This window comes from Buttiauxella sp. B2 (assembly GCF_006376615.1).
Taxonomy (GTDB): domain Bacteria; phylum Pseudomonadota; class Gammaproteobacteria; order Enterobacterales; family Enterobacteriaceae; genus Buttiauxella.
Map to the genome: position 1 here is coordinate 35,957 of NZ_VEXQ01000015.1, position 26,313 is coordinate 62,269.

Here is a 26,313-nt window from a genome sequence, read left to right on the forward strand (position 1 = left end):
AATGAATATCATGCAATTTAATGTACGCCTGGCTGAAGGCGGCGCGGCGGGTGTGGCACTGGATCTTCACCAGCGAGCACGCGCAGCGGGCCTTAGTTCGCGATTTATCTACGGCTATGGGAAAGGTGGTAAGAAAAGCGCAAGCCACGACAAATACCCGGACGTTGAAAAACATACACCACGTCTGATTTCTATCGCCAATATCGTGTTATTCCGCTTTTTCAACCGCGACCCCTTCGGCAACCTGAATAACCTGTATCGCAAAGTCACTCGCGCGAAAGGGCCTGTGGTACTGCATTTCCATGTGGTACACAGCTACTGGCTAAATCTTGAGGAAATGGTGGCGTTTTGCCAGCGAGTTAAAGCGCATAAATCGGATGTCACTTTTGTCTGGACGCTACACGACCACTGGAGCATCACTGGCCGCTGTGCGTTTCTGGATGGTTGTGAAGGCTGGAAAACTGGCTGCCAGAAATGCCCTTCTTTAAATAACTACCCGCCGGTGAAAAAAGACCGCGCTCATCTTCTGGTTGATAGCAAACGCCAGCTGTTCCGCGAAATGCTGGCACTGTGCTGCCAGTTTATCTCTCCAAGCCAGCATGTGGCCGACGCGTTCAATCGCATCTATGGGGCAGGGCGCTGCAAAATCATCAACAACGGAATTGATGTGGCGACCGAAGCGATTCTGGCTGAATTACCCCTTGTGCAAGCCGCGGGCGAAAAGCCAAAAGTCGCGGTAGTGGCGCATGACTTGCGTTATGACGGCAAAACTAATCAGCAACTTGTGCAGGCGATAATGGCACTGGGCGACAGTATTGAACTGCACACGTTTGGGAAGTTTTCACCGTTCAAGGGCCAGAACGTGGTGAACCACGGCTATATGACTGATAAAAAAGCGCTGATGAGCCAGCTCAACGAAATGGACTCACTGGTCTTTAGTTCACAGGTGGATAACTACCCGTTGATTTTGTGTGAAGCGTTGTCGATTGGTGTACCGGTTATCGCGACTAAAAGTGAAGCTGCTGATGAAGTGCTGCGCAAAGTAGGGGGTAAAACCTTTAGTGATGCCCGAGTACTCGAACTGGTAACCATGCTCAAAGAGCCACTGGCGCAGCAGGTGTTTGGTCAAGATTTGCAGTCTTTCAAATCGGCAAGTCGCCAGGCGTATAGTGGACAACAGATGCTGGAGGAATATGTCTCGTTCTATCAGAATCTGTAGTTATCTGCTGCTGCCGTTTATCTATCTGGTGGTCAACATCAAGTTGGCCTCACTAGGCGAAAGTTTTCCGATAACGATAGTGACCTTTTTACCCGCAATCCTCTTTTTGTATATTGAACGAATCAGCATCAAAAAGTTGATGATAGCACTGGGTATCGGTGCCGGACTGACCGCATTTAACTACATCTTTGGCCAATCGCTTGATGCCAGCAAATACGTCACCTCGACATTATTATTCGTTTATATCGTGCTGATTCTGGCGATGACCTGGAGTTGTCGCTTCAAAACTATTTCACCTCATAATCACCGAAAATTACTGAGGTTATTTTATGGCGTGGTCGGCATTATTGTTATGTTGGCTGCGGCAGAAATGGCGCAAATTATTTTGACAGGTGGTAGTAGCCTGATTGAGAAAATTTCGAAGTTTCTTATTTACAGTAACAGCTATGTTCTGAATTTTATTAGCTTCGGTGGAAAACGCACAACGGCACTTTATTTTGAACCAGCATTTTTTGCTCTGGCATTAATCTCAATTTGGCTCAGCATCAAACAGTTCGGTATCAAAACACCAAAAATTGATGGTATGATTCTTATCGGGATAGTTCTTTCGGGATCGTTTTCAGGGGTAATGACATTTATCCTGTTTTATCTTCTTGAATGGGCATTTCAGTACCTTAACAAAAGTGCCATAAAGAAAAAGTTACCACTGGCAATTATATCTTTATCCGTATTTTTAGTAGGGTTGGTATTTGCGTTTCCTTATATTGCAACACGCCTTGGGGATTTAGGGACTGAAGGTTCGTCATCGTATTACCGTATTATTGGCCCATTAGCGATGGTCGGGTATTCTTTGACCAATATTGATGGGGTAGTGCGGTTTGGTTCTTTATATGAATATGTTGCATCATTCGGAATCTTTAACGGTGCGGATGTCGGTAAAACAGTAGACAATGGCTTATACCTGCTAATTATTTATTTTTCATGGTTCGCCGTGTTATTGACTGTTTGGTATCTTTGGAAAGTCTTTAAAATGATGCGCACTGCATTTGGTAATAACGAAAATTATCGCGTGCAATTATGGCTTTTCACACCTATGTCATTATTTTTTACTGGCTCAATTTTTAGCCCTGAATATGCGTTTCTAATTGTGTGTCCATTTATTTTGCGTAAGGCACTCAATATTACGAACTCCTGAGGTCAATATGCTATTAAGTGTCATCACCGTCGCCTATAAAAACCTCTCCGGGATAGAGAAAACCTGGCAGTCGCTGGCTCACTTAGCCAAGGTGCCTGGTATCACATTTGAATGGATTGTAGTTGATGGTGGTTCGCAGGATGGTACGGCTGAATTCCTTGGAAAACTCAATGGACAGTACAACTTACGCTACGTCAGTGAGAAAGATAACGGCATTTATGACGCGATGAACAAAGGCATTGATATGGCTCAGGGCCGTTATGCATTGTTCCTTAATTCAGGTGATATCTTCCATCAAGATATCGCACATGTTGCACACCAGCTTGCGGCGATACCATCAGCTGACAATTCGATGATCATTGGCGATGCCTTATTAGATTTTGGTGATGGTACAAAAATAGAACGGCGTGCAAAACGGGGTTGGTATATTTACCATAGTTTGCCCGCCAGCCATCAGGCGATATTTTTCCCACTCACTGGGCTGAGAAAGTACCCCTACGATCTGCAATATAAAGTTTCCTCTGATTATGCATTAGTAGCCAAAATGTATAAAAGTGGCTATGCATTTAAGCGCGTCAAGGGGATGGTGTCTGAATTCTCCATGGGCGGTGTGTCAACGTCTAATAATATTGAATTATGCCGTGATGCTAAAAACGTTCAGCGCAAAATATTAGGTGTGCCAGGTTTTATTGCAGAATTATCCTTCAAGCTTCGCTTGCGTACAACCGGTAAAGCAAAGGCGCTGTATAACAAAGCGTAGTTGTTATGCCGTTGCTATAAGGAAATATTATGCAGGAATTAAATGGCTTCTCGGTGCCGAAAGGATTTCGAGGAGGCAATCCTATAAAGGTTCAATTGTGGTGGGCAGTGCAGGCGACATTGTTTGCCTGGTCTCCACAAGTGTTATATCGCTGGCGTGCATTTTTATTACGGCTATTTGGCGCGAAAATTGGCAAGGGCGTGGTTATTCGTCCATCAGTAAAAATCACCTACCCGTGGAAATTAACGTTGGGTGACTATGCCTGGGTAGGTGATGACGCGGTGTTATATACGCTGGGTGAGATCACGATTGGTGCAAATTCCGTCGTGTCACAAAAGTGTTATTTATGTACCGGTAGTCACGATTACATGAGCAAGCATTTCGATATTACCGCCACACCTATTGTCATTGGCGAAAAATGCTGGTTGGCAACCGATGTATTTGTTTCACCAGGTGTGACGATTGGCAATAGCACTGTCGTGGGTGCCCGCAGCAGCATTTATAAATCATTACCGGCGAATGCCGTTTGCCGGGGTAACCCTGCAGTAAAAATACGCTCCCGAGCGTAAAGCCTTTATTTGTAAATAAGGCGCTTAAATTCATCTTCAATCATAGGAATTATTATGACTAAAGTAGCTCTCATCACGGGTGTAACCGGACAAGACGGCTCATATCTGGCAGAACTGTTGCTGGAAAAAGGTTATGAAGTGCATGGCATCAAGCGCCGCGCCTCTTCTTTCAATACCGAACGTGTTGACCATATTTACCAGGATCCACATGCCTGCAATCCAAAATTCCATCTGCACTACGGTGATCTGACGGACAGCTCAAACCTGACCCGTATTCTTTCCGAAGTGCAGCCGGATGAAGTGTATAACCTTGGCGCAATGAGCCACGTAGCGGTTTCTTTTGAATCCCCGGAATACACCGCAGATGTTGATGCGATGGGCACATTACGTTTGCTGGAAGCGATTCGTTTCTTAGGCCTTGAGAAGAAAACCCGTTTCTACCAGGCGTCCACCTCTGAGCTGTACGGCCTGGTGCAAGAAACCCCGCAGAAAGAAACCACGCCTTTCTATCCACGCTCCCCGTATGCCGTTGCGAAACTATACGCTTACTGGATAACCGTGAACTACCGTGAATCCTACGGCATGTATGCCTGTAACGGCATTCTGTTTAACCACGAGTCTCCACGCCGCGGCGAAACTTTCGTTACGCGTAAAATCACCCGTGCTATCGCCAATATCTCTCAAGGCCTGGAAAAATGCTTGTATCTGGGCAACATGGATTCCCTGCGTGACTGGGGCCATGCCAAAGACTACGTGAAAATGCAGTGGATGATGCTGCAGCAAGACAACCCAGAAGACTTCGTGATTGCAACCGGTGTGCAGTATTCCGTACGTCAATTCGTTGAAATGGCGGCAGCACAGCTGGGTATCAAACTGCGCTTTGAAGGTAACGGCGTGGACGAAAAAGGTATTGTGGTTTCTGTTACCGGCCATGACGCACCGGGCGTGAAAGCGGGCGATGTGATTGTTTCTGTTGACCCGCGTTACTTCCGTCCTGCTGAAGTGGAAACCCTGCTGGGTGACCCAACCAAAGCGCACGAAAAATTGGGTTGGAAACCAGAGATCACGCTGAGAGAAATGGTCGGCGAAATGGTCGCTAAAGATCTGGAAGCGGCGAAAAAACACTCGTTGCTCAAGGCCCACGGTTACGAGGTTGCCATCGCGCTGGAGTCCTGAGCATGAATAAACAACGTATCTTTGTTGCCGGTCATCGAGGGATGGTCGGTTCCGCCATCGTTAGACAGCTTGAGCATCGCGCTGATATTGAGTTAGTGCTACGTGGTCGCGATGAACTGAATCTGTTGGATGGCGCGGCAGTTAACGCCTTTTTTGCCGAGCAACGTATTGACCAGGTTTACCTTGCGGCGGCGAAAGTGGGTGGTATTGTCGCGAACAATACCTATCCAGCTGACTTTATCTACGAAAACATGATGATTGAAAGCAACATTATTCACAGCGCGCATACGCACAACGTGAATAAGTTGCTGTTCCTCGGTTCATCGTGCATTTATCCAAAAATGGCCAACCAGCCCATGGCAGAAAGCGAGCTGCTGCAAGGCACGCTTGAAGCAACAAACGAGCCGTATGCGATTGCCAAAATTGCGGGCATTAAATTGTGCGAATCTTATAACCGCCAGTACGGTCGCGATTATCGCTCGGTGATGCCAACTAATTTGTATGGCCCGCACGATAACTTCCATCCGAGCAATTCGCATGTCATTCCGGCGTTGCTGCGCCGCTTCCACGAAGCGACTGCGCAGAATTTACCGGACGTGGTGGTGTGGGGAAGTGGCACGCCAATGCGCGAATTCTTGCATGTTGACGATATGGCTGCCGCCAGCATCCATATGATGGAACTGGACCATGAAGTCTGGCAGGAACACACCGAGCCGATGCTTTCGCACATCAACGTGGGTACCGGTGTTGACTGCACTATTCGCGAACTGGCGCAAACCATCGCCAAAGTGACTGGCTACCGTGGGCGCGTGGTGTTTGACGCATCTAAGCCTGACGGTACGCCGCGCAAACTGCTGGATGTGACGCGTCTGCGTCGCCTTGGGTGGTATCCGGAAATCACTCTGGAACCCGGTCTTGCCAGCACGTACCAGTGGTTCCTCGAAAATCAGCAGCGGTTCCGGGGGTAAGTATGTTTCTGAGTGCTGAAGATTTCTCAACCGTCGTGCGTTCGACGCCGCTTATCTCTATCGACTTGATTGTTGAAAATCAGGCCGGAGAGTTCCTGCTGGGGCTGCGTACCCAGCGCCCGGCGCAGAATTTTTGGTTCGTGCCGGGTGGTCGGGTGCAGAAAGATGAAACGCTGGAGCGGGCTTTTTCTCGCTTAACTGAAGCCGAATTAGGTAAGCGTTTCACCCTTTCTGACGGGGAATTTTACGGCGTGTGGCAGCACTTTTACGACGACAACTTCTCAGGAACAGATTTCTCCACGCACTACATCGTGCTGGGATTTCGCCTGCGTGTGGATGCAGCAAAACTGCAATTGCCAGATGCCCAGCACAGTGCTTATCGCTGGTTAACACCTGCTGAGTTGCTTGAGCGTGAAGATGTGCATGACAACAGCCGTGCTTATTTTCTTGCCGACAAGGCAGATAAGGTCATCGGATTATGAAGATTCTGGTCTATGGCATTAATTATTCACCGGAGCTGACGGGCATCGGTAAATATACCGGCGAGATGGTTGAGTGGATGACGAGCCAGGGCCACGAGGTGCGGGTTATCACCGCACCACCTTATTATCCGGTTTGGGAAGTACATCCGGACTATTCAGCCTGGAAGTATAAAAAAGAAGTCGGCGCAGCTACCGTCTGGCGCTGCCCACTTTACGTACCAAAACAACCTTCAACGTTAAAGCGCCTGATTCATTTGGGCAGCTTTGCGCTAAGTTCGTTATTCCCGTTACTGGCGCAACGTAGCTGGAAACCGGATCGCATTATTGGTGTGGTGCCGACGCTGTTTTGTGTTCCAGGTATGCGCCTGCTGGCAAAACTCAGTGGCGCACGAACGCTGCTGCATATCCAGGATTACGAAGTGGACGCCATGCTCGGTTTGGGCATGGCGGGCAAAAAACAGGGCAAAGTTGCCCGTCTGGCTCAGCGTTTTGAGCAAAGTGGTCTGCACAACGTGGATAACGTCTCGACCATTTCCCGTTCGATGATGAACAAAGCGGCCCAAAAAGGTGTGGATCCAAGCAAAGTGATCTTCTTCCCGAACTGGTCGGAAGTAGAACGTTTTCAGGGTGTCTCACGTGAGGAAATCCTTGCTGTGCGTGGCCGCCTGCAACTGCCTCTTGATAAAAAAATCATTCTTTACTCGGGCAATATTGGGGAAAAACAGGGGCTGGAAACGGTCATTGCCGTTGCCGAGCGTTTTGCCAGCAAGCCTTATCTGTTTGTCATTGTCGGGCAGGGCGGCGGCACTGCGCGTCTGAAAAAACTGGCGCAGGAACGAGGTTTGCAAAACGTAGTGTTCCACCCGTTGCAGCCTTACAACGCTCTGCCTGCATTACTGAGTCTTGCTGATTGTCATCTGGTGATTCAACGCCGGGGGGCAGCAGACGCCGTTTTGCCTTCAAAACTGACCAATATTCTTGCCGTGGGCGGTAATGCGGTGATTACCGCAGAACCGGATACCGAACTCGGCCAACTTTGCGATGCGTATTCCGGTATTGCTGTGTGCGTAGAGCCTGAATCGGTTGATGCATTAGCCGATGGAATAGAGCGCTGCCTGCAATTGCCGCTACACAACACGGTGGCATGTGAATATGCCGAGCGCACGCTTGAGAAAAATAGCGTGCTGAATCAATTTATTGCTGACATTCGGGGTTAAAAATGAGCCAACTTTATCCGGTGATCATGGCTGGAGGAAACGGTAGCCGTTTATGGCCGTTGTCCCGCGTGCTTTACCCGAAACAGTTCCTGTGTTTGAAAGGGGAACTGACTATGTTGCAAACCACCATTAGCCGCTTAAACGGCGTGGAGTGCGAAAGCCCGGTGGTGATTTGCAACGAAGAACACCGTTTTATCGTGGCCGAGCAACTGCGTGAGCTGAACAAGCTGACGGAAAATATTGTACTCGAGCCTGCCGGACGTAACACGGCACCGGCTATCGCACTGGCTGCACTCGCAGCGATTCGTCATCAGCCCGATAACGATCCACTGATGCTGGTTCTTGCCGCTGACCATGTGATTCAGAATGAAGAAGCCTTTCGTGAAGCGGTGCGTAACGCGAAACCGTATGCCGAAGCAGGAAAGCTGGTGACGTTTGGCATCGTTCCTGACTTGCCAGAAACCGGTTATGGCTATATTCGCCGTGGTGAAGTTGCAACAGCGAACACGCCAGGTGTGGATTCCGTGGCGTTCGGCGTGGCGCAATTTGTCGAAAAGCCGGATATCGATACCGCTCAGGCGTACGTTGCCAGCGGCGAATATTACTGGAACAGTGGCATGTTCCTGTTCCGCGCCAGGCGCTATCTTGAAGAGTTAAAAAAATTCCGCCCGGACATTCTTGCTGCCTGCGAAAAAGCGATGGCGAATGTCGACCCGGATCTCGACTTTGTGCGCGTTGATGAAGCCGCATTCCTGACCTGCCCGGACGAATCCATAGATTACGCTGTCATGGAAAAAACCGCCGATGCGGTAGTGGTGCCGATGGATGCGGGTTGGAGCGATGTTGGTTCATGGTCGTCTCTGTGGGAAATCAGCACCAAAAACCAGCAGGGCAACGTGCACCATGGCGATGTCATCAGCCATGACACAGAAAACAGCTACATCTATGCCGAGTCTGGTCTGGTGACCACGGTTGGCGTGAAAGATCTGGTGGTCGTGCAGACCAAAGATGCGGTGCTGATTGCCGACCGTGACCACGTACAAAGCGTGAAGAAGGTCGTTGAACAAATCAAATTTGATGGTCGCCACGAACACCACAAACACCGCGAAGTGTATCGCCCGTGGGGCAAATATGACTCCATTGATGAAGGTGAACGCTACCAGGTGAAACGCATCACCGTGAAGCCGGGTGAAGGGCTGTCTTTACAGATGCACCACCACCGCGCCGAGCACTGGATTGTGGTGGCGGGCACTGCAAAAGTGACACTGGGTGATGAGATAAAGCTGCTGGGCGAAAACGAGTCCATCTACATACCTCTGGGTGTGACGCACTGCCTGGAAAACCCCGGAAAAATTCCGCTCGACCTGATTGAAGTGCGCTCTGGCACTTACCTCGAAGAAGACGACATCGTCCGTTTTAAAGACCGTTACGGGCGCATTTAGCCACTAAAAAATTCATAAGTCCCCGCAGGCAAACCCTGTGGGTTGGGCAACTGTTGCCTGGAGGAGACTGAAACGTGCAAAAGTTAACCTGCTTTAAAGCCTACGACATCCGTGGTCGCCTGGGTGATGAACTCAATGAAGATATCGCGGAACGCATTGGCCGCGCGTATGGCGAGTACCTTAAACCGAAAACCATCGTGCTGGGGGGCGACGTGCGCCTGACCAGTGAAACACTGAAACTGGCGCTGGCGAAAGGGTTGCAGGATGCGGGTGTGGACGTGCTGGATATCGGCCTGTCCGGCACCGAAGAAATCTATTTTGCTACCTGGCATCTGGATGTGGACGGCGGCATTGAAGTGACGGCCAGCCATAACCCGATGGACTACAACGGCATGAAGCTGGTACGTGAAGGCGCGCGACCAATCAGCGGCGACACCGGCCTGCGTGATGTGCAACGTCTGGCGGAAGCCAATGATTTCCCACCTGTAAACGCCGAAAAGCGTGGTAGCTACCAGAAACTATCTGTGGTTGAGGCTTACATCGACCATCTGTTCTCGTACATCAATGTCAACAACATCAAACCACTGAAACTTGTGATTAATTCCGGTAACGGTGCGGCTGGCCCGATTATTGATGCCATTGAAGCGCGCTTTAACACCCTGAATGTGCCGCTGACGTTCATCAAAGTACACAACCAGCCTGATGGCAATTTCCCGAACGGTATCCCTAATCCGCTACTGCCTGAATGCCGCGACGACACGCGCAATGCGGTGATTGAACACGGTGCAGATATGGGCATCGCCTTTGACGGTGATTTCGACCGTTGCTTCCTGTTCGATGAGGAAGGGCAGTTTATCGAAGGGTATTACATCGTGGGTTTGCTGGCGGCGGCATTCCTTGAAAAACAGCCGGGGGCGAAGATTATTCATGACCCACGTCTGTCCTGGAACACGGTGGATATCGTTGAGCGTGCAGGCGGCACGCCAGTGATGTCGAAAACCGGACATGCGTTTATCAAAGAGCGCATGCGTCTGGAAGATGCCATTTACGGCGGTGAGATGAGTGCGCATCACTATTTCCGCGATTTTGCTTACTGCGACAGCGGGATGATCCCGTGGCTGCTGGTAACCGAACTGTTGTGCCTGAAAGGTAAAACCCTGGGTGAACTGGTTCATGACCGCATGGCGGCGTGGCCAGCAAGCGGTGAAATCAACAGCAAGCTGGCAGACCCGGTCGTTGCCATTGAGCGTGTGCAGCAGCACTTTGCCCCACACGCCACGGATGTGGATAACACTGATGGCGTGAGCATGGCATTCGGCGACTGGCGCTTTAACCTGCGCAGCTCAAATACTGAGCCGGTGGTGCGTCTGAATGTGGAGTCACGCGGCAATGAACTGCTGATGCAGACGCGAACACGGGAAATTATGGAACTGCTGAATCAGTGATTTGATTCGCACAGGTCGCCCTCACCCTAACCCTCTTCCTCTGTGAGAGGGGGTTGGGGTGAGGGGGAAACAGTTAACAAAGGTAAAACGATGACAAACCTAAAAAAGCGCGAGCTGCCAAAAACGAACGCATCGTTAATCTCAATGGTGCAACGTTTTTCTGACATAACCATTATGTTTGTTGGGTTATGGGTGGTGTGTCAGGTCAACGCATTACCGTTTTTGTATATGCATTTGCTGATGGCGTTGCTTGCCCTCGTGGTCTTTCAGATGATCGGGGGAATTACCGATTTTTACCGTTCCTGGCGCGGTGTGCGAATGTCCAGCGAGCTCATGTTACTGCTGCAAAACTGGACGTTGAGCCTGATATTCAGTGCCGGTTTGCTGGCGTTTAATCCTGACTTTGACGGATCTTTCTGGGTTTACCTGGCGTGGTATGTATTGACCAGTTTCGGCATGGTTTTCTGCCGGGTGTTTATTCGTTTTGGGGCGGGTTGGATGCGCAATATGGGTTACAACACGCGCCGCATCGCAATCGCGGGTTCTCTGCCTGTGGGCTATACGCTGGCTGAAAGCTTCCGCAACGAACCGTGGCTGGGTTTTGACGTCATGGGTGTTTATGACGATAAGCAACCCGATTCACAGCATGGCGATTATGCGGGTTGTTTCGCAGATTTGGTTGAACAAGCGCGAGCAGGGCACATCGACAATATCTATATCGCGATGGCGATGAGTGAAGAAGCGCGAATCAAAACGTTGGTGCGTGAACTGACAGACACCACCTGCTCTGTGATGCTGATCCCTGATGTTTTCACCTTCAATATTCTGAACTCTCGCACCGAAGAAGTTAACGGTGTGCCTGTTGTACCGCTGTTTGATACTCCGCTAAACGGCATCAATCGGGTGATGAAACGCCTTGAGGACATTGTGCTGTCTGCGCTCATCCTGCTGTTTATTTCCCCGGTACTTCTGTGTATCAGTGCTGCGGTGAAACTGACTTCTCCTGGACCCGTTATCTTCCGCCAGACACGCTACGGCATGGATGGTAAACCTATCAAAGTCTGGAAATTTCGTTCTATGAAGGTGATGGAAAATGACGCCGTGGTCACTCAGGCCACTAAAGGCGATAAGCGCATTACGCCAGTGGGCAATTTCCTACGTCGCACATCCCTTGATGAACTGCCGCAATTTATCAATGTGCTGATGGGCGAGATGTCGATTGTCGGCCCGCGGCCACATGCAGTGGCCCATAACGAACAGTATCGCTCGCTGATTGAAGGCTACATGTTGCGCCATAAAGTGAAGCCGGGGATCACCGGTTGGGCGCAAATAAACGGCTGGCGTGGCGAAACCGATACGCTTGAGAAAATGGAAAAACGCGTTGAGTTTGACCTTGAGTACATCCGTGAATGGAGCCTGTGGTTTGACATCAAAATTGTCTTTTTGACCATATTCAAAGGCTTTGTCAACAAAGCTGCCTATTAACGGAAACTACCCATGAGTCTGAGAGAAAAAACCATCAGCGGCGCCAAATGGTCCGCTATTGCCACGGTGATTATTATTAGCCTTGGCCTGGTGCAGATGACAGTGTTGGCGCGCATTGTCGACAGCCACGAGTTTGGTTTGTTGACGGTGTCATTGGTTATCATTGCGCTGGCCGATACGCTGTCAGATTTTGGTATCGCCAACTCGATTATCCAGCGTAAAGAGATAAGTAATCTTGAGTTAACCACGCTGTACTGGCTGAATGTGGGGTTGGGTTTAGCGGTGTTTGCACTGGTGTTTTTACTGAGCGATTTTATCGCTTCGGTTCTGCATGCGCCAAAGCTTGCACCGTTGATTAAAATGCTGTCGTTTGCATTTATCGTTATTCCCCATGGCCAACAGTTCCGTGCATTGATGCAAAAGGAGCTGGAATTTTCAAAGATTGGCTCTATTGAAACAGTGTCGGTGCTTGCCGGTTTTACCGTGACGGTGGGCGCTGCCATGTATTACCCGTTCGCGATGACCGCGATCATTGGTTACCTGGTTAATACCGTCGTTCGTACTGCTTTGTTTGGCTTCTTTGGCCGTAAGATTTATCACCCTGGCCTGCATTTTTCGCTGAAATCCGTCAGCTCTAATTTAAAGTTTGGTGCGTGGCTTACGGCAGATAGCATCATCAATTATGTGAATACCAACCTTTCAACGTTAGTGCTGGCAAGAATTCTTGGTGCGAGCATCGCCGGTGGCTATAACCTCGCTTATAACGTGGCGGTAGTGCCACCCATGAAACTAAATCCCATTATTACACGCGTATTATTCCCGGCATTCGCCAAAATCCAGGACGATACCGACAAGTTGCGCGTCAATTTCTACAAGCTGCTGTCGATTGTCGGGATTATTAATTTCCCGGCGCTGCTAGGCCTACTGGTGGTATCGAACAATTTTGTACCGCTGGTGTTTGGTGATAAGTGGCAGTTTATTACACCGATTCTGCAACTGTTGTGCGTGGTTGGCCTGTTGCGTTCCATTGGTAACCCGATTGGGTCGCTGCTGATGGCAAAAGCTCGTGTTGATATCAGCTTTAAATTCAATGTCTTCAAAACCTGCTTGTTTATCCCGGCGATTATTGTCGGTGGACATTTGGCCGGAGCGCTGGGCGTAACGCTGGGTTTCTTGTTTGTGCAGGTGGTGAATACCGTGCTGAGCTATTTCATCATGATTAAGCCAGTGCTTGGTTCGAGTTATCGCCAATATATTCAGAGTATCTGGCTGCCGTTTTACCTTTCCATTCCAACCGTTGTCGTTAGCGCTGTTCTGGGCATTGCCCTGCAAGGGCAGCTCTCGCTCGGCCTGTTGTTGGGCGTACAAATTGCTGCCGGGACGCTGGCCTTTATCATCATGCTGGCGGTGTCCCGTAATGCGCTGGTGGTCGAGATGAAACGCCAGTTTTGCCGTAACGATCGTTTGAAAACGCTGCTTCGCGCAAGCTGAAAACCCCTAAGAGGTCTAATCACTATGAAATTATTAATTCTTGGCAACCACACCTGCGGTAATCGCGGTGATAGCGCCATATTGCGCGGGCTGATTGATGCGATTACCACTGTTGATGAAACTGTGCAGGTTGATGTCATGAGCCGCTATCCGGTGAGTTCTGCCTGGTTGCTGGGCCGCCCAGTGATGGGTGATGGTTTATATAAGCAGATGAAGCAACACAACAACGCGGTCGGGCTGGTGGGTCGAGTTAAGAAAGTACTTAGGCGCAAGTATCAACACCAGGTTTTGCTGGCTAAAGCCACTGATAACGGGCGTTTGCGCAATATTTCCATCCCGCAGGGCTTTATCGATTTCGTTAAATCACTGCAAAAATATGACGCGATTATTCAGGTCGGCGGTTCGTTCTTTGTCGATTTGTACGGTGTTTCGCAATTCGAGCATGCGTTGTGCAGCTTTATGGCGAAAAAACCGGTTTACATGATTGGCCACAGCGTGGGGCCATTCCAGGATGCGCAGTTTAACCACCTGGCGAGCTATGTTTTTGGCAACGCGAAGGCACTGATTTTGCGTGAAACTGTTAGCCTCAATTTGATGATGCAGAGCAACATTGATAGCAGCAAAGTTGAACATGGCGTGGATACGGCCTGGCTTGTGGAACATCACAATGACAGTTTTGTGCCGAGTTACGCAGTGCGGCATTGGTTCGATGTCATTAAGCGTAAGAAAACAGTCGCTATTACTTTGCGTGAATTGGCGCCGTTCGATAAACGTCTTGGCACCACGCAGCAGGCCTATGAGCAGGCGTTTGCCTCGGTGGTTAATCGTGTGATTGATCAAGGTTATCAGGTGCTGGCTTTATCTACCTGTACCGGCATCGACAGTTACAACAAAGACGATCGCATGGTGGCACTCAACCTGCGTCAATATGTGAATAATCCCGAACAATACCATGTGGTTATGGATGAGTTGAACGACCTTGAAATGGGGAAAATCCTGGCTGAGTGCGAACTGACAGTCGGCACCCGTCTGCATTCCGCCATCATTTCCATGAACTTCGGTACACCAGCGATTGCCATTAATTACGAACACAAATCGGCGGGCATCATGCAGCAACTGGGGATGCCGGAAATGGCGATCGAAATCCGCCAGCTTCTGAATGGGTCGCTACAAAGCGTGGTCGCAGATGTATTGGGACAATTGCCTGCAATCAAAGAGCGTTTAGATCATGCGGTGCGTGCGGAACGTGAAGACGGCCTGCGCATGGTGGAATCGGTGTTGGCTCGCATCAAGGAGGAAAAATGAAAGTTGGTTTCTTCCTGCTCAAGTTCCCAGTGGCATCCGAAACATTTGTGTTGAACCAGATTGTCGCGTTTATCGACATGGGTTTTGAGGTGGAAATTGTTGCCATCCAGAAGGGAGATTTGACCAATACACACGCGGCATTCAAAGAGTACAAACTTGCCGAGAAAACGACCTGGCTGATGGATGAGCCCGCGGGTAAAGCCGCGAAGCTGCAATCACGGGCTTTGAATACACTGCGTGGTGTGCTACGTCCGCGTACGTGGCGGGCATTAAATACGGCACGCTATGGTGAGGAAGCTCGCAATCTGATTCTGTCCTCGATTTGTGGCCGTAATCCACAAACTGTGCAGGCCGATGTGTTTATCGCTCACTTTGGCCCTGCGGGTGTCACGGCGGCAAAATTGCGTGAGCTTGGCTTGCTCAAAGGCAAAATTGCCACGGTTTTCCACGGCATTGATATCTCAGGACGTGAGGCTTTGTCGCACTACACACCTGAATATCAAAAACTTTTCGTACGTGGCGACTTGATGCTGCCAATCAGCGATTTGTGGGCAGGGCGTTTGCAACAAATGGGTTGTCCAGCCGAGAGAATTATCGTTTCGCGTATGGGCGTTGATATGGAACGTTTCTCGCAGCGCCCTGTTAAAGCGCCAGCCAACACGCTGGAGATTATCTCGGTGGCGAGATTAACCGAGAAGAAAGGCCTGCATGTGGCAATCGACGCCTGTTTGCTGCTTAAAGAACGCGGTGTGAAGTTTCGTTACAACATACTAGGCATCGGCCCGTGGGAAACTCGCCTGCGTACACTTATCGAACAGTATCAGCTTGATGATGTGGTGTTTATGCCGGGCTTTAAACCAAACCATGAAGTGAAAGCGATGCTGGACGAAGCCGACCTATTTTTGCTGCCTTCAATTACTGGCGAGGACGGCGATATGGAAGGGATACCCGTGGCATTGATGGAAGCGATGGCGGTCGGTATCCCGGTTATTTCTACCGTTCACAGTGGCATTCCTGAACTAATAGACGCAGGGCGTTCTGGCTGGCTAGTGCCGGAAAAAGACGCAGCTGCACTTGCTGACTGCTTGCAGGCATTTTCCAGTGTTGAAGAAAGTGAGTTGAAACCAATGTTGAGCCGTGCTCGCAAAAAAGTTGAAACCGAATTTAATCAGAAAATTATCTATCAAAAATTAGCTCATCAGTTACATACGCTTTAAATCCGCGAGGACGTATGCGAAAAAAAACTCAATCTACTCTTCCTTTCTTTTCATCCTCCCGCCGCAAATTGTTAAAGGCCAGTTCAGTACTGGCCGCGGTGCCATTCATTTTACCTCGCAGCGTGCTGGCAGCAGCCGGAGAAGGCGAGGTCAGCGTGCAAAAATTCTACAGTGGCGACTGGATTGCCGCCTTCAAAAAAGCCTTTTCAACGGCTAACACCGTAATAGTTCCCGCTGATTTGGTCTGCGACAATATCAATACCGCAATCTTTATGCCTGAAGGCAAAACCTTGCATGTTGCCGGTGGTTTAAAAGGCAATGGCAAAGGACGTTTTGTGATGCAGGATGGCTGCCAAATAGTGGGGGAGAAGGGCGGACGTTTTAACAATATCACTCTGGATGTACGTGGCTCAGATTGCACGATCAAAGGGATTGATATGAGTGGTTTTGTACCCGTTACGCAGATCTATATTGGCGGCAAAGAGAAACGGACTATGCGCAATCTGGTCATCGATCAGATTACCGTGCACGATGCTAACTATGCCATTCTGCGCCAGGGTTTCCACAATCGAATGGAAAACGTGAAGATCACCAACGGCCATTTTAGCCACTTGCAGGGTGATGCCATTGAATGGAACGTGGCGATCAACGACCACAATCTGCTTATCTCCGACCATGTGATTGATAACATTGATTGCACCAATGGAAAAATCAATTGGGGCATCGGCATTGGGCTTGCTGGAAGTACTTACGACAACGAGTACCCGGAAGACCAGGCGGTGAAGAATTTTGTGGTGGCGAATATTACGGGCAGCAACTGCCGGCAGTTGGTCCACGTTGAGAATGGCAAGCACTTTATTATCCGCAATATAAAGGCACGCAATATTAATCATACTTTTAGTAAGAAAGCAGGAATTGATAATGCCACTGTAGCAATTTATGGCTGTGATAATTTCGTGATTGATAATATCGACATGAAAGAGAGTGCGGGGTTTCTTATTGGTTACGGTACTGTCAAAGGCAAATATTTATCTATTCCGCAAAATTTCAAACTCAACGATATCACGCTTGATAATACCAAAATGCAGTTTAAAAGCCGGGGAATACAGATTTCTTCAGGGAACGCCACCTCCTTTGTAGCCATCACCAATGTTGTGATGAAGCGCGCAACGCTTGAGTTGCATAACAAGCCGCAACATTTGTTCCTGCGAAATGTCGACGTGATGCAAAACTCGGACGTTGGGCCTGCGTTGAAGCTAAACTTTGACCTGCGTAAGGATGTACGTGGCCGGTTTATGGCCAAAGACGATACGCTGCTGTCGCTTGCTAATGTGCGTGCCGTGAACGAGAAGGGGGATAGCTCAGTGGATATCGACCGGGTTGACCATCAACATGTGAACACAAGCGGTTTGAATTTTGCTCTACCAACGACCTTTAAGTAAATCGTCAAGCCGCTTTGCGAGTATTCTTAGCCATTGGCGAGATTAAAACCAAGCATCTGGTTTTGCGTACTTTATTGTAAACGTTAAGATGAAGTCCTAATTTTCGGATTCAATTCATGCTGGCATCAAAGCACGAAAAGACTATAATCCTCCAACCATTTTAGAGGTGGAACTGAACATGATTAATTTGAAAGCAGTTATTCCGGTAGCAGGTTTGGGTATGCATATGTTGCCAGCAACAAAAGCTATTCCCAAAGAGATGCTGCCGATCGTCGATAAGCCGATGATTCAATACATCGTTGACGAAATTGTAGCTGCCGGTATCAAAGAAATCGTGCTGGTGACGCATTCATCCAAGAATGCAGTAGAAAACCATTTCGATACCTCTTACGAGCTTGAAGCTCTGCTTGAGCAGCGCGTAAAACGCCAGTTGCTCGCGGAAGTTCAGTCCATCTGCCCGCCGGGTGTGACCATTATGAACGTGCGTCAGGCTCAGCCGTTGGGACTGGGTCACTCCATTTTATGTGCCCACCCAATTATCGGCGACAACCCATTTGTTGTGGTATTGCCAGACGTAATCCTGGATGGCGCTAGCGCGGATCCGCTACGCTATAATTTAGCTGCAATTGTCGAGCGTTTCAGAGAAACCGGCCGCAGTCAGGTTCTGGCGAAGCACATGCCAAACGAAGATTTGTCTGAGTATTCTGTGATCACAACTGAAGAGCCGTTGAATAACGATGGCCAGATTGGTCGCATTGTTGATTTTGTGGAAAAACCGGATCAGCCGCATTCACTGGATTCCGATCTGGCAGCCGTAGGGCGTTATGTCCTGTCAGCTGATATCTGGCCTGAACTGGAAAAAACCGAACCAGGTGCCTGGGGTCGTATCCAACTGACAGATGCCATAGCTGCATTGAACCAAAAACAAGCCGTTGAAGCGGCATTGATGACCGGCGAAAGTTACGACTGCGGAAAGAAAATGGGTTACATGCAGGCATTTGTACAGTACGGTCTGCGTAACCACAAAGAAGGGCAGAAGTTCAGGGATAGCATCAAGCAGATGCTGGCCCGCTAATTGTTTTGAGAACAATGATGGTGCATTTCTGATGGTAAGAACGGCAGTCAATAGTGACAGGAAGGTTGCATTTTAGAACCTGATTGAAACTGATTGCCGTTTTTTTTGGGTGGCATGTTACAAAGTGTAAGTTTGCTGGTTCTATGTTTGGCATTCGAATGAGCAAAAACTGATTATTCTATTATTAGTTTGTAAATCTAACTACTTGTTCATTCGAATGTTTAGTGAAATTTAGCCAAACGTAAGCCAGGAAAGTTGGCAACGTTAGAGATTTCAGTCCACTGGTAGCTGTTAAGCCAGGGGCGGTAGCGTGGCTAAAGCTCAATTATTCATCATTTCGTTTTGCTATTAATTACCTCAAGTAATGTAATCGTCAGATATTCATTTATCGAAGCAAATTATTACAAGATTATAGAGAGACTATTCCCGTGAAAATTCTTGTTACTGGTGGTGCCGGATTTATTGGTTCTGCGGTCGTTCGACATATTATAAATAACACTCAAGACAGCGTTGTTAATGTTGATAAATTAACTTATGCAGGTAATTTAGAATCATTAGCTGAAGTGTCGACCGATGATCGCTACGCATTTGTTCAGGCTGATATTTGCGATAGAAATGCGCTGGACAAGATTTTTTTAGAGCATCAACCCGATGCGATTATGCATCTGGCGGCTGAAAGCCATGTAGACCGTTCTATCACCGGGCCTGCAGAGTTTATTGAAACCAATATTGTTGGTACCTACACTTTACTTGAAGCGTCCCGCGCGTATTGGTCACAGTTAACCGAAGAGCGTAAAACTGGTTTTCGTTTCCACCATATTTCTACGGATGAAGTGTATGGCGATCTGCCGCATCCAGATGAATGCCCGGTCGGAAAAGTTCTTCCGCTGTTCACTGAAACAACATCGTATGCACCTAGCAGCCCATATTCCGCATCTAAAGCATCAAGCGATCATCTCGTTCGCGCGTGGCAACGGACCTATGGCTTGCCTTGCGTTGTGACTAACTGTTCGAATAACTATGGCCCATACCACTTCCCAGAAAAATTGATCCCACTAGTCATTCTTAATGCATTGGAAGGGAAGAGCCTGCCTGTTTATGGCAAAGGTGACCAGATACGTGACTGGCTGTATGTTGAAGACCATGCGCGCGCGTTGTACACAGTCGTTACCCAGGGAGTTTTGGGTGAGACTTACAACATTGGTGGGCACAATGAAAAGAAAAATCTCGATGTAGTATTGACGATTTGTGATTTGCTGGATGAATTAGTTCCTAAAAATATGTCTTACCATGAGCAAATTACTTATGTTGCGGATCGCCCTGGTCATGATCGCCGTTATGCAATTGATGCTAGCAAAATTAGCCATGATTTAAACTGGAAACCACAGGAAACCTTTGAAAGCGGAATACGCAAAACGGTTGAATGGTATTTAACTAATCAACAGTGGGTCGATAACATCAAAAGTGGTGCGTATAAATCCTGGATCGAACAAAATTACGGTGAACGTAAATGAATATACTTTTGTTCGGAAAAACAGGGCAGGTTGGTTGGGAGTTACAGCGTTCCCTGGCTCCATTAGGGAATATTATTGCAGTGGATGTTCACTCAACTGAATATTGCGGAGATTTTAGCAATCCTGAAGGGGTCGCTGAAACCGTACGTCGTGTGAAACCCGATGTGATTGTGAATGCAGCTGCTCATACTGCTGTTGACAAAGCTGAAAGTGAACGTGATTTTGCACAATTACTCAATGCAACAAGTGTTGAAGCAATAGCAAAAGAAGCTGAAAAAATTAATGCCTGGTTGGTTCATTATTCTACAGACTATGTTTTCCCAGGAGACGGTGAAAGGGCATGGTTAGAAACGGATAAAGTTGCACCGTTAAATGTTTATGGCGAAACAAAACTCGCAGGTGAAATTGCAGTACAACAGAACTGCACCAAACATCTCATTTTTCGCACTAGTTGGGTTTTTTCAGGGAAAGGAAATAACTTCGCCAAAACCATGTTGCGCCTGGCAAAAGATCGTGAAGAACTCGCGATAATTAACGATCAATTCGGCGCGCCAACCGGAGCTGAATTATTAGCTGATTGCACGGCTCATGCAATTACAACAGCAATGCGCAGGCCTGAAGTGGCCGGTTTATATCACTTAGTTGCGTCAGGTACAACGACTTGGTTTGACTATGCAAATCTTGTATTTTCCGAAGCAAAAAATGCAGGTTTGGTACTGGCAGTGAATAAAACCAACCCGGTTCCAACAAGTGCATATCCTACACCTGCCCGTCGCCCACAGAATTCACGACTGAATACTGCGAAATTCCAGCAGACCTTTGGTCTAACTCTACCTGAGTGGCATGTAGGAGTTAAACGAATGTTAGATGAACTCTTTGCTGCAATGAATGCATAATAAATAATATTATTTAGTGAACTATAAATAGAACACTTTTAAAAATTGGAAAATTAAAATGACTTCACGTAAAGGTATTATTCTTGCTGGTGGTTCTGGCACTCGTTTATATCCGGTAACGATGGCAGTTAGTAAACAGCTGCTACCAATTTATGACAAGCCTATGATTTATTATCCGCTTAGCACTCTGATGCTAGCCGGCATTCGTGATATTTTGATTATCAGTACACCTCAGGATACTCCACGTTTTGAACAGTTGCTTGGCGATGGCTCCCAATGGGGTTTGAATCTGCAATACAAAGTTCAAGAAAGTCCTGATGGTTTGGCTCAAGCATTTATTATTGGTGAAGAGTTCATTGGTAGTGATGATTGTGCATTGGTACTTGGTGATAATATTTTCTATGGACATGATTTACAAAAGCAACTTGAAAGTGCTGTTGCTCAAGAATCTGGTGCAACTGTATTTGCTTATCATGTTACGGATCCTGAGCGTTATGGCGTTGTAGAGTTTGATAAGACTGGTAAAGCAATTTCTCTTGAAGAGAAACCAATGCAACCAAAAAGCAACTATGCAGTTACTGGATTGTATTTCTATGATAACAGTGTTGTAGAAATGGCAAAAAGTCTCAAACCATCACCTCGCGGTGAATTAGAAATCACCGATATTAACCGAATATATATGGAACAAGGGCGTATGTCTGTTGCCATGATGGGCCGTGGTTATGCATGGTTGGATACAGGAACTCATCAAAGTTTGATTGAAGCCAGTAATTTTATTCAAACCATAGAACTTCGTCAGGGATTAAAAGTTTCTTGCCCAGAAGAGATTGCTTATCGCAAAGGTTTTATTGATGCAGAACAAGTTAAAAATCTGGCCGCACCATTAGTGAAAAATGATTATGGTCAATATTTATTGAAAATGGTTAAGTCTAGTTAATAGAAATGAGCTAGCTTTTATGCCAAATATTCAATATATGACATCTTGCGAGAGTAAAAAATGAAATTCAGTGTCTTGATGTCTCTCTATCATAAAGAGTCAGCTGCTAATCTAGATGATTGTTTATTGAGTCTCTATAATCAAACATTAACTATTCCAGAAGTAATATGTGTTTATGATGGCCCTGTTTCAAAAGAACTTGATGATATTGTGATGAAATGGGCCTCTAAATTACCTATAAAAACTGTTAAGCTAGATAGAAATGTTGGCCTTGGTAATGCGTTAAATGAAGGTTTAAAACATTGTAGTTATGATTTTGTTGCTAGAATGGATACTGATGATATTTGTGTAGAAACAAGATTTTCAGAACAAATAGCATATTTAGAAAAAAATCCTCAAACTGCAATTTTGGGCAGTAATACACTGGAATTCGAGTCGGATGAAAATATTATTACCTCATCACGTATTGTCCCTTCCAGTAGCCAAGATATTGTTAAGTATGCATCTTTAAAAAACCCGTTTAACCACATGTCAGTAATTTTCAATAAGAATACAATAATTTCTGTAGGTGGCTATCGTCATCATTATCTGATGGAAGATTATAATCTTTGGTTAAGGGTATTAGCTACTTCATGCCAGGTTGCAAATATTGAGTCATATTTAGTAAAGGTTAGGGCCGGGGATGGGATGATCGCAAGGCGAAGAGGCTTGTTGTACATTAAAAGCGAGTATCAACTAGCGTATCTAAAATACAAATTGAAGTTTCAGTCTTTACCAATTTCACTAACGTATTTTTTTATAAGAAGCTTACCAAGATTGTTACCTGTACCCCTCCTAAGATATTTGTATAAAAAATCGCGACGGATTAATAATTAATTCCTTTCCCTTAATCGGTAATCACCCTAAATATGACTGTATAAAATGCTCTTGAAATTTAGAAGGATGGAGCTTATTTCAACTATCGAATAGAGAAGATGCATGAAAAGCTATAAAACAAATATTTCTGATCTGGTGGTTTTTGAACCTACGATATATGGGGATGATAGAGGTTTTTTCTTTGAGAGTTATAACCGAACATCTTTTGAGAATGCGATAGGTAAATCATATGATTTTGTTCAAGATAATCATTCAAGATCGAGCAAAGGAGTTTTACGAGGTTTGCATTTTCAACATGAACCTTATTCTCAAGGTAAGCTCGTTCGTTGTGTAATGGGGCAGGTCTTTGATGTTGCGGTAGATATACGACCTGAGTCGGCAGATTTTGGTAAATGGTTTGGTATTTTATTGTCTGCTGAAAATAAGAAACAGCTTTGGATACCTGAAGGATTTGCTCATGGCTTTTTAACATTGTCAGACCATGCTGAATTTGTCTACAAAGCAACTAATTATTATACCCCTACGCATGAAGATAGTATTCTTTGGAATGATGCCGAAATTGGTATTGAGTGGCCGATTAATGATGTGGTTCTCTCAGATAAAGACAAGAAAGCAAAAAAATTAAGTGAGATATTAAAGGTTAGGAAGAATAAATGAATATCCAAATAATACCTCTTCAAACTCATGGGGACGATCGCGGCTCTCTTGTTGCACTGGAAGATGGAAATAATATACCCTTTGAAATCAAACGTGTATATTATATGTTTAATACGAAAGATGGTGTTAGACGTGGGTTTCATGCACACAAACACCTAAAACAGGTTGCTATTGCTGTTCGGGGCACTTGTCGCTTTTTATTAGATAATGGTCGGGAACGTATTGAAGTTGTTTTAGATAATCCGGCACAAGGATTACTTATTGAATCCTTCATGTGGCGTGAAATGTATGATTTTTCCGATGATTGTGTACTCATGGTTCTTGCAGATCAACATTACGATGAGTCAGATTATGTACGAGATTACGAAGACTTTCTAGAGCAAAGCAAATAAATACTACTGCAGTTTGTTGTAGCTAATCATAATTTATATAATTGTGAAAATCCATGTAAGTATAAATAGATGCATGATTATCTATTCTGCTCAAAAGTGTATTTAATTATTATGCTCAACTATGAGTATAATCGCCTACTAATAGAATTAATTTTGATATTTAAAGAGTGTAGAAATGATTAATTTTCTTGATTTAAAGTCCATAAATTCCCAATATGCAGCGGAATTAAAAGAAGCATGTGCTCGAGTTATTGATTCGGGTTGGTATATTATGGGTGAAGAGCTGAGTAAGTTTGAAAATGATTTTTCTTCATTCTGCGAAGTCAAACATACTCTTGGGGTTGCTAATGGACTTGATGCTCTTATATTAATATTCCGCGCATTAAAAGAACTGGGCAAACTTCAGGATGGAGATGAAGTGATTGTTCAAGCCAATACGTATATTGCATCAGTACTGGCTATTACAGCAAATAATTTAACACCAGTTCTTGTTGAACCAGATCCTCTAACGTTCAATTTATCTCCTGATATTGTCCGTTCTGCTATTACATCTAAAACTAAAGCTATTTTGCCAGTTCATCTTTATGGTCAATTGTCACCAATGCCTCAACTTATGGAGTTAGCTGAGGAGTTTGATTTATTTGTCATTGAGGATTGTGCTCAAGCACATGGCGCCCATATAAATGGGAAGCGAGCAGGTACTTGGGGGATCGCTTCCGGTTTTAGCTTTTATCCGGGGAAAAACCTTGGTGCTTTAGGTGATGCTGGGGCAATAACTACCAATGATGACGAATTAGCTGAAGTAATTTGCGCGTTGCGTAATTATGGCTCTCATAAGAAGTACGAAAATATTTATACCGGGATGAATAGTCGTCTCGATGAAATACAATCTGCAATGCTAAGTGTAAAATTAAAGTATTTAAACAACGAAACTATTCGCCGCCAAAGTATAGCAGGTCAGTACCTTGATAATATTAAAAACCCATTAATCACATTGCCACATGTATTATGTAAGTCTGCACATGTATGGCATTTATTTGTAATTCAGTGTGATGAAAGATCCTTGTTGCAGGCATGGTTGCAACAAAATGATATCCAATCATTAATCCATTATCCTATTCCACCACATAAACAAAAAGCGTATGCGGAATTGAACTCTCTTATTTTGCCAGTAACTGAGAGAATACATGACACTGTATTATCAATCCCACTCGATCCTACCATGAAAGATTCTGATGTGGCTAAAATTATTCATACATTGAATAATTTCAGTGTATGAAAAGGTTATTAAAGGTCACGGCAATGACAGGATTATTAACACTTGTCAAAATGGTCATGGGCTTTGTTATTGCAAAAGTTGTTGCGGTTTATACAGGGCCATCTGGGATGGCCCTCCTCGGTCAAGTTCAAAGCCTGGTTAATGGGTTCAATGGTGTAATTAATTCACCAGTAAATAATGGCATTATACGCTATACGTCAGAAAATAAAGAATATGGTTTTAATGCCTGCTCGCCATGGTGGAAAGCATCATTTCAGTGGGTGATGCTATTATGTCTAATAATGATTCCTTTGGGGCTTATTTTTTCAGAAAGTATATCAGAATGGATTTTTGGTAATGCCGATTATAAATGGATTGTTAGTGCTGTAATTATTTGTTTACCTTTTACGGCAATAGGTACATTGATAACTTCTGTTATTAATGGTCAACAATTATATAGGCGGTATGTCGCTCTTGGTATGGCTTCAGCGATTATTTCCGGATTGTTGATGATAGTGATGATTATTTATGCTGACTTAAATGGTGCTCTACTTGCAGCTACTATTCAATCGGCAATAGTTGGTATTATATTGCTCTTATCTTCACTTAGACAACCTTGGATCCGCTTAAAGTATTGGTGGGGTAGAACAGGTAATAAAGAAAGAAAAGATATTGGCGGCTATATATTAATGGCTATGGCTACTGCTTTAACTTTGCCTATTTCTTTAATTTTAATCAGAAATATTCTAGTCGACCATGTAGGGTGGATAGTAACAGGGCAATGGCAGGCAGTATGGAAAATTTCAGAAGTCTATTTGGGCGTTATCACGATGGCACTTGGGGTTTATTTTTTGCCACGCCTGTCGACAATTGATTCTGCGACTGAGATTAAAAATGAAATTAATAATACAGCAATTGTTATCATCCCAATTGTTACTCTTTTAGCTGTATTAGTGTATTTGACAAGAGATATTGCCATCTCAATATTATTTACGAAAGAGTTTTCACCTGCTCGTGATCTTTTCTTTATTCAGCTACTTGGTGATGTTGTTAAAGTTGCTAGTTGGTTGTATGCCTATCCAATGTTATCGCGTAAAGCTACAAAATGGTTCGTAGGAACCGAAGTTATTTTCTCTATTTCTTGGGTTGTATTTACTCTAATATTTGTCTCGAAAATCGGTGTTCATGGGGCTAACTATGCATATCTATTTAATTACATTTTATATTTCTTATTTGTATTTTGTAATGTCAAAAGATTTTCGAGGTAAGTCGTCATTTTTAAATTTGAGGTAAGC

General features: G+C 45.8%; 24 protein-coding genes. All 24 read left to right on the plus strand.

All coding sequences use genetic code 11. The features are described from left to right. Position 1: 1 nt before the first annotated feature. The 24 genes from wcaC (at position 2) to FH968_RS16270 (ending at position 26,286) form a co-directional block, all read left to right on the plus strand. The gene (gene wcaC, locus FH968_RS16155) at positions 2 to 1,219 is read left to right on the plus strand and encodes a colanic acid biosynthesis glycosyltransferase WcaC (protein ID WP_139881364.1); all 1,218 of its coding nucleotides are present in this window, start codon (positions 2 to 4) and stop codon (positions 1,217 to 1,219) included. Further along, the gene (gene wcaD / locus FH968_RS16160) at positions 1,194 to 2,414 is read left to right on the plus strand and encodes a colanic acid polymerase WcaD (RefSeq protein WP_139881366.1); all 1,221 of its coding nucleotides are present in this window, start codon (positions 1,194 to 1,196) and stop codon (positions 2,412 to 2,414) included. Before wcaC ends, wcaD begins: the two co-directional genes overlap by 26 nt. A 7-nt stretch (positions 2,415 to 2,421) precedes the next feature. After that, entirely contained in the window at positions 2,422 to 3,174 is a 753-nt protein-coding gene (wcaE, locus tag FH968_RS16165) for a colanic acid biosynthesis glycosyltransferase WcaE (protein WP_139881368.1), read from the plus strand. Between the two features lie 29 nt (positions 3,175 to 3,203). Next, positions 3,204 to 3,743 (plus strand): colanic acid biosynthesis acetyltransferase WcaF, encoded by a 540-nt coding sequence (gene wcaF / locus FH968_RS16170; RefSeq protein ID WP_139881371.1) that lies wholly within the window; start codon positions 3,204 to 3,206, stop codon positions 3,741 to 3,743. Between the two features lie 54 nt (positions 3,744 to 3,797). Further along, entirely contained in the window at positions 3,798 to 4,919 is a 1,122-nt protein-coding gene (gene gmd / locus FH968_RS16175) for a GDP-mannose 4,6-dehydratase (RefSeq protein ID WP_139881373.1), read from the plus strand. Between the two features lie 2 nt (positions 4,920 to 4,921). After that, positions 4,922 to 5,887, plus strand: coding sequence for a GDP-L-fucose synthase (locus FH968_RS16180; RefSeq protein WP_139881375.1), 966 nt, complete (start codon positions 4,922 to 4,924; stop codon positions 5,885 to 5,887). Between the two features lie 2 nt (positions 5,888 to 5,889). Then, positions 5,890 to 6,369, plus strand: coding sequence for a GDP-mannose mannosyl hydrolase (locus FH968_RS16185; protein WP_139881377.1), 480 nt, complete (start codon positions 5,890 to 5,892; stop codon positions 6,367 to 6,369). Beyond that, complete coding sequence (gene wcaI / locus FH968_RS16190) at positions 6,366 to 7,586, plus strand: colanic acid biosynthesis fucosyltransferase WcaI (RefSeq protein WP_139881379.1); 1,221 nt, start codon at positions 6,366 to 6,368, stop codon at positions 7,584 to 7,586. Before FH968_RS16185 ends, wcaI begins: the two co-directional genes overlap by 4 nt. A 2-nt stretch (positions 7,587 to 7,588) precedes the next feature. Beyond that, entirely contained in the window at positions 7,589 to 9,028 is a 1,440-nt protein-coding gene (cpsB, locus tag FH968_RS16195; RefSeq protein ID WP_139881381.1) for a mannose-1-phosphate guanyltransferase, read from the plus strand. 74 nt (positions 9,029 to 9,102) lie between these two features. After that, positions 9,103 to 10,473, plus strand: a complete 1,371-nt coding sequence (gene cpsG, locus FH968_RS16200; RefSeq protein ID WP_139881383.1) for a phosphomannomutase CpsG — start codon at positions 9,103 to 9,105, stop codon at positions 10,471 to 10,473. Positions 10,474 to 10,563: 90 nt separating this feature from the next. After that, on the plus strand, positions 10,564 to 11,958 hold the full coding sequence (gene wcaJ / locus FH968_RS16205; RefSeq protein ID WP_139881385.1) for an undecaprenyl-phosphate glucose phosphotransferase: 1,395 nt from the start codon (positions 10,564 to 10,566) through the stop codon (positions 11,956 to 11,958). A 12-nt stretch (positions 11,959 to 11,970) separates the two neighbouring features. After that, entirely contained in the window at positions 11,971 to 13,449 is a 1,479-nt protein-coding gene (locus tag FH968_RS16210; RefSeq protein WP_139881387.1) for an MOP flippase family protein, read from the plus strand. A 24-nt stretch (positions 13,450 to 13,473) separates the two neighbouring features. Next, positions 13,474 to 14,754, plus strand: a complete 1,281-nt coding sequence (wcaK, locus tag FH968_RS16215; protein WP_139881389.1) for a colanic acid biosynthesis pyruvyl transferase WcaK — start codon at positions 13,474 to 13,476, stop codon at positions 14,752 to 14,754. Then, entirely contained in the window at positions 14,751 to 15,971 is a 1,221-nt protein-coding gene (wcaL, locus tag FH968_RS16220; protein ID WP_139881391.1) for a colanic acid biosynthesis glycosyltransferase WcaL, read from the plus strand. The genes wcaK and wcaL overlap by 4 nt, the downstream gene beginning before the upstream one ends. Positions 15,972 to 15,985: 14 nt before the next feature. Beyond that, positions 15,986 to 17,413 (plus strand): colanic acid biosynthesis protein WcaM, encoded by a 1,428-nt coding sequence (gene wcaM / locus FH968_RS16225; protein ID WP_139881394.1) that lies wholly within the window; start codon positions 15,986 to 15,988, stop codon positions 17,411 to 17,413. Between the two features lie 178 nt (positions 17,414 to 17,591). Further along, positions 17,592 to 18,488 (plus strand): UTP--glucose-1-phosphate uridylyltransferase GalF, encoded by an 897-nt coding sequence (gene galF / locus FH968_RS16230; RefSeq protein ID WP_139881396.1) that lies wholly within the window; start codon positions 17,592 to 17,594, stop codon positions 18,486 to 18,488. A 428-nt stretch (positions 18,489 to 18,916) separates the two neighbouring features. Continuing rightward, positions 18,917 to 20,002, plus strand: a complete 1,086-nt coding sequence (gene rfbB / locus FH968_RS16235; protein ID WP_139881399.1) for a dTDP-glucose 4,6-dehydratase — start codon at positions 18,917 to 18,919, stop codon at positions 20,000 to 20,002. Further along, positions 19,999 to 20,898 carry a dTDP-4-dehydrorhamnose reductase gene (gene rfbD, locus FH968_RS16240; protein WP_139881402.1) on the plus strand — a complete coding sequence of 300 codons (900 nt, stop codon included), beginning with the start codon at positions 19,999 to 20,001 and terminating at the stop codon, positions 20,896 to 20,898. Before rfbB ends, rfbD begins: the two co-directional genes overlap by 4 nt. Before the next feature lie 58 nt (positions 20,899 to 20,956). Then, on the plus strand, positions 20,957 to 21,835 hold the full coding sequence (gene rfbA, locus FH968_RS16245) for a glucose-1-phosphate thymidylyltransferase RfbA (RefSeq protein WP_139881404.1): 879 nt from the start codon (positions 20,957 to 20,959) through the stop codon (positions 21,833 to 21,835). Between the two features lie 60 nt (positions 21,836 to 21,895). After that, positions 21,896 to 22,711, plus strand: a complete 816-nt coding sequence (locus FH968_RS16250) for a glycosyltransferase (RefSeq protein ID WP_139881406.1) — start codon at positions 21,896 to 21,898, stop codon at positions 22,709 to 22,711. Between the two features lie 102 nt (positions 22,712 to 22,813). Beyond that, positions 22,814 to 23,368, plus strand: a complete 555-nt coding sequence (rfbC, locus tag FH968_RS16255) for a dTDP-4-dehydrorhamnose 3,5-epimerase (RefSeq protein WP_139881408.1) — start codon at positions 22,814 to 22,816, stop codon at positions 23,366 to 23,368. Beyond that, positions 23,365 to 23,760: an FdtA/QdtA family cupin domain-containing protein gene (locus FH968_RS16260; protein WP_139881410.1), complete on the plus strand. Its 396-nt coding sequence runs from the start codon at positions 23,365 to 23,367 to the stop codon at positions 23,758 to 23,760. Before rfbC ends, FH968_RS16260 begins: the two co-directional genes overlap by 4 nt. Before the next feature lie 175 nt (positions 23,761 to 23,935). Then, on the plus strand, positions 23,936 to 25,039 hold the full coding sequence (locus tag FH968_RS16265; RefSeq protein WP_139881413.1) for a DegT/DnrJ/EryC1/StrS aminotransferase family protein: 1,104 nt from the start codon (positions 23,936 to 23,938) through the stop codon (positions 25,037 to 25,039). A 23-nt stretch (positions 25,040 to 25,062) separates the two neighbouring features. Beyond that, positions 25,063 to 26,286, plus strand: a complete 1,224-nt coding sequence (locus FH968_RS16270) for an O-antigen translocase (RefSeq protein ID WP_370451519.1) — start codon at positions 25,063 to 25,065, stop codon at positions 26,284 to 26,286. Positions 26,287 to 26,313 lie beyond the last annotated feature (27 nt).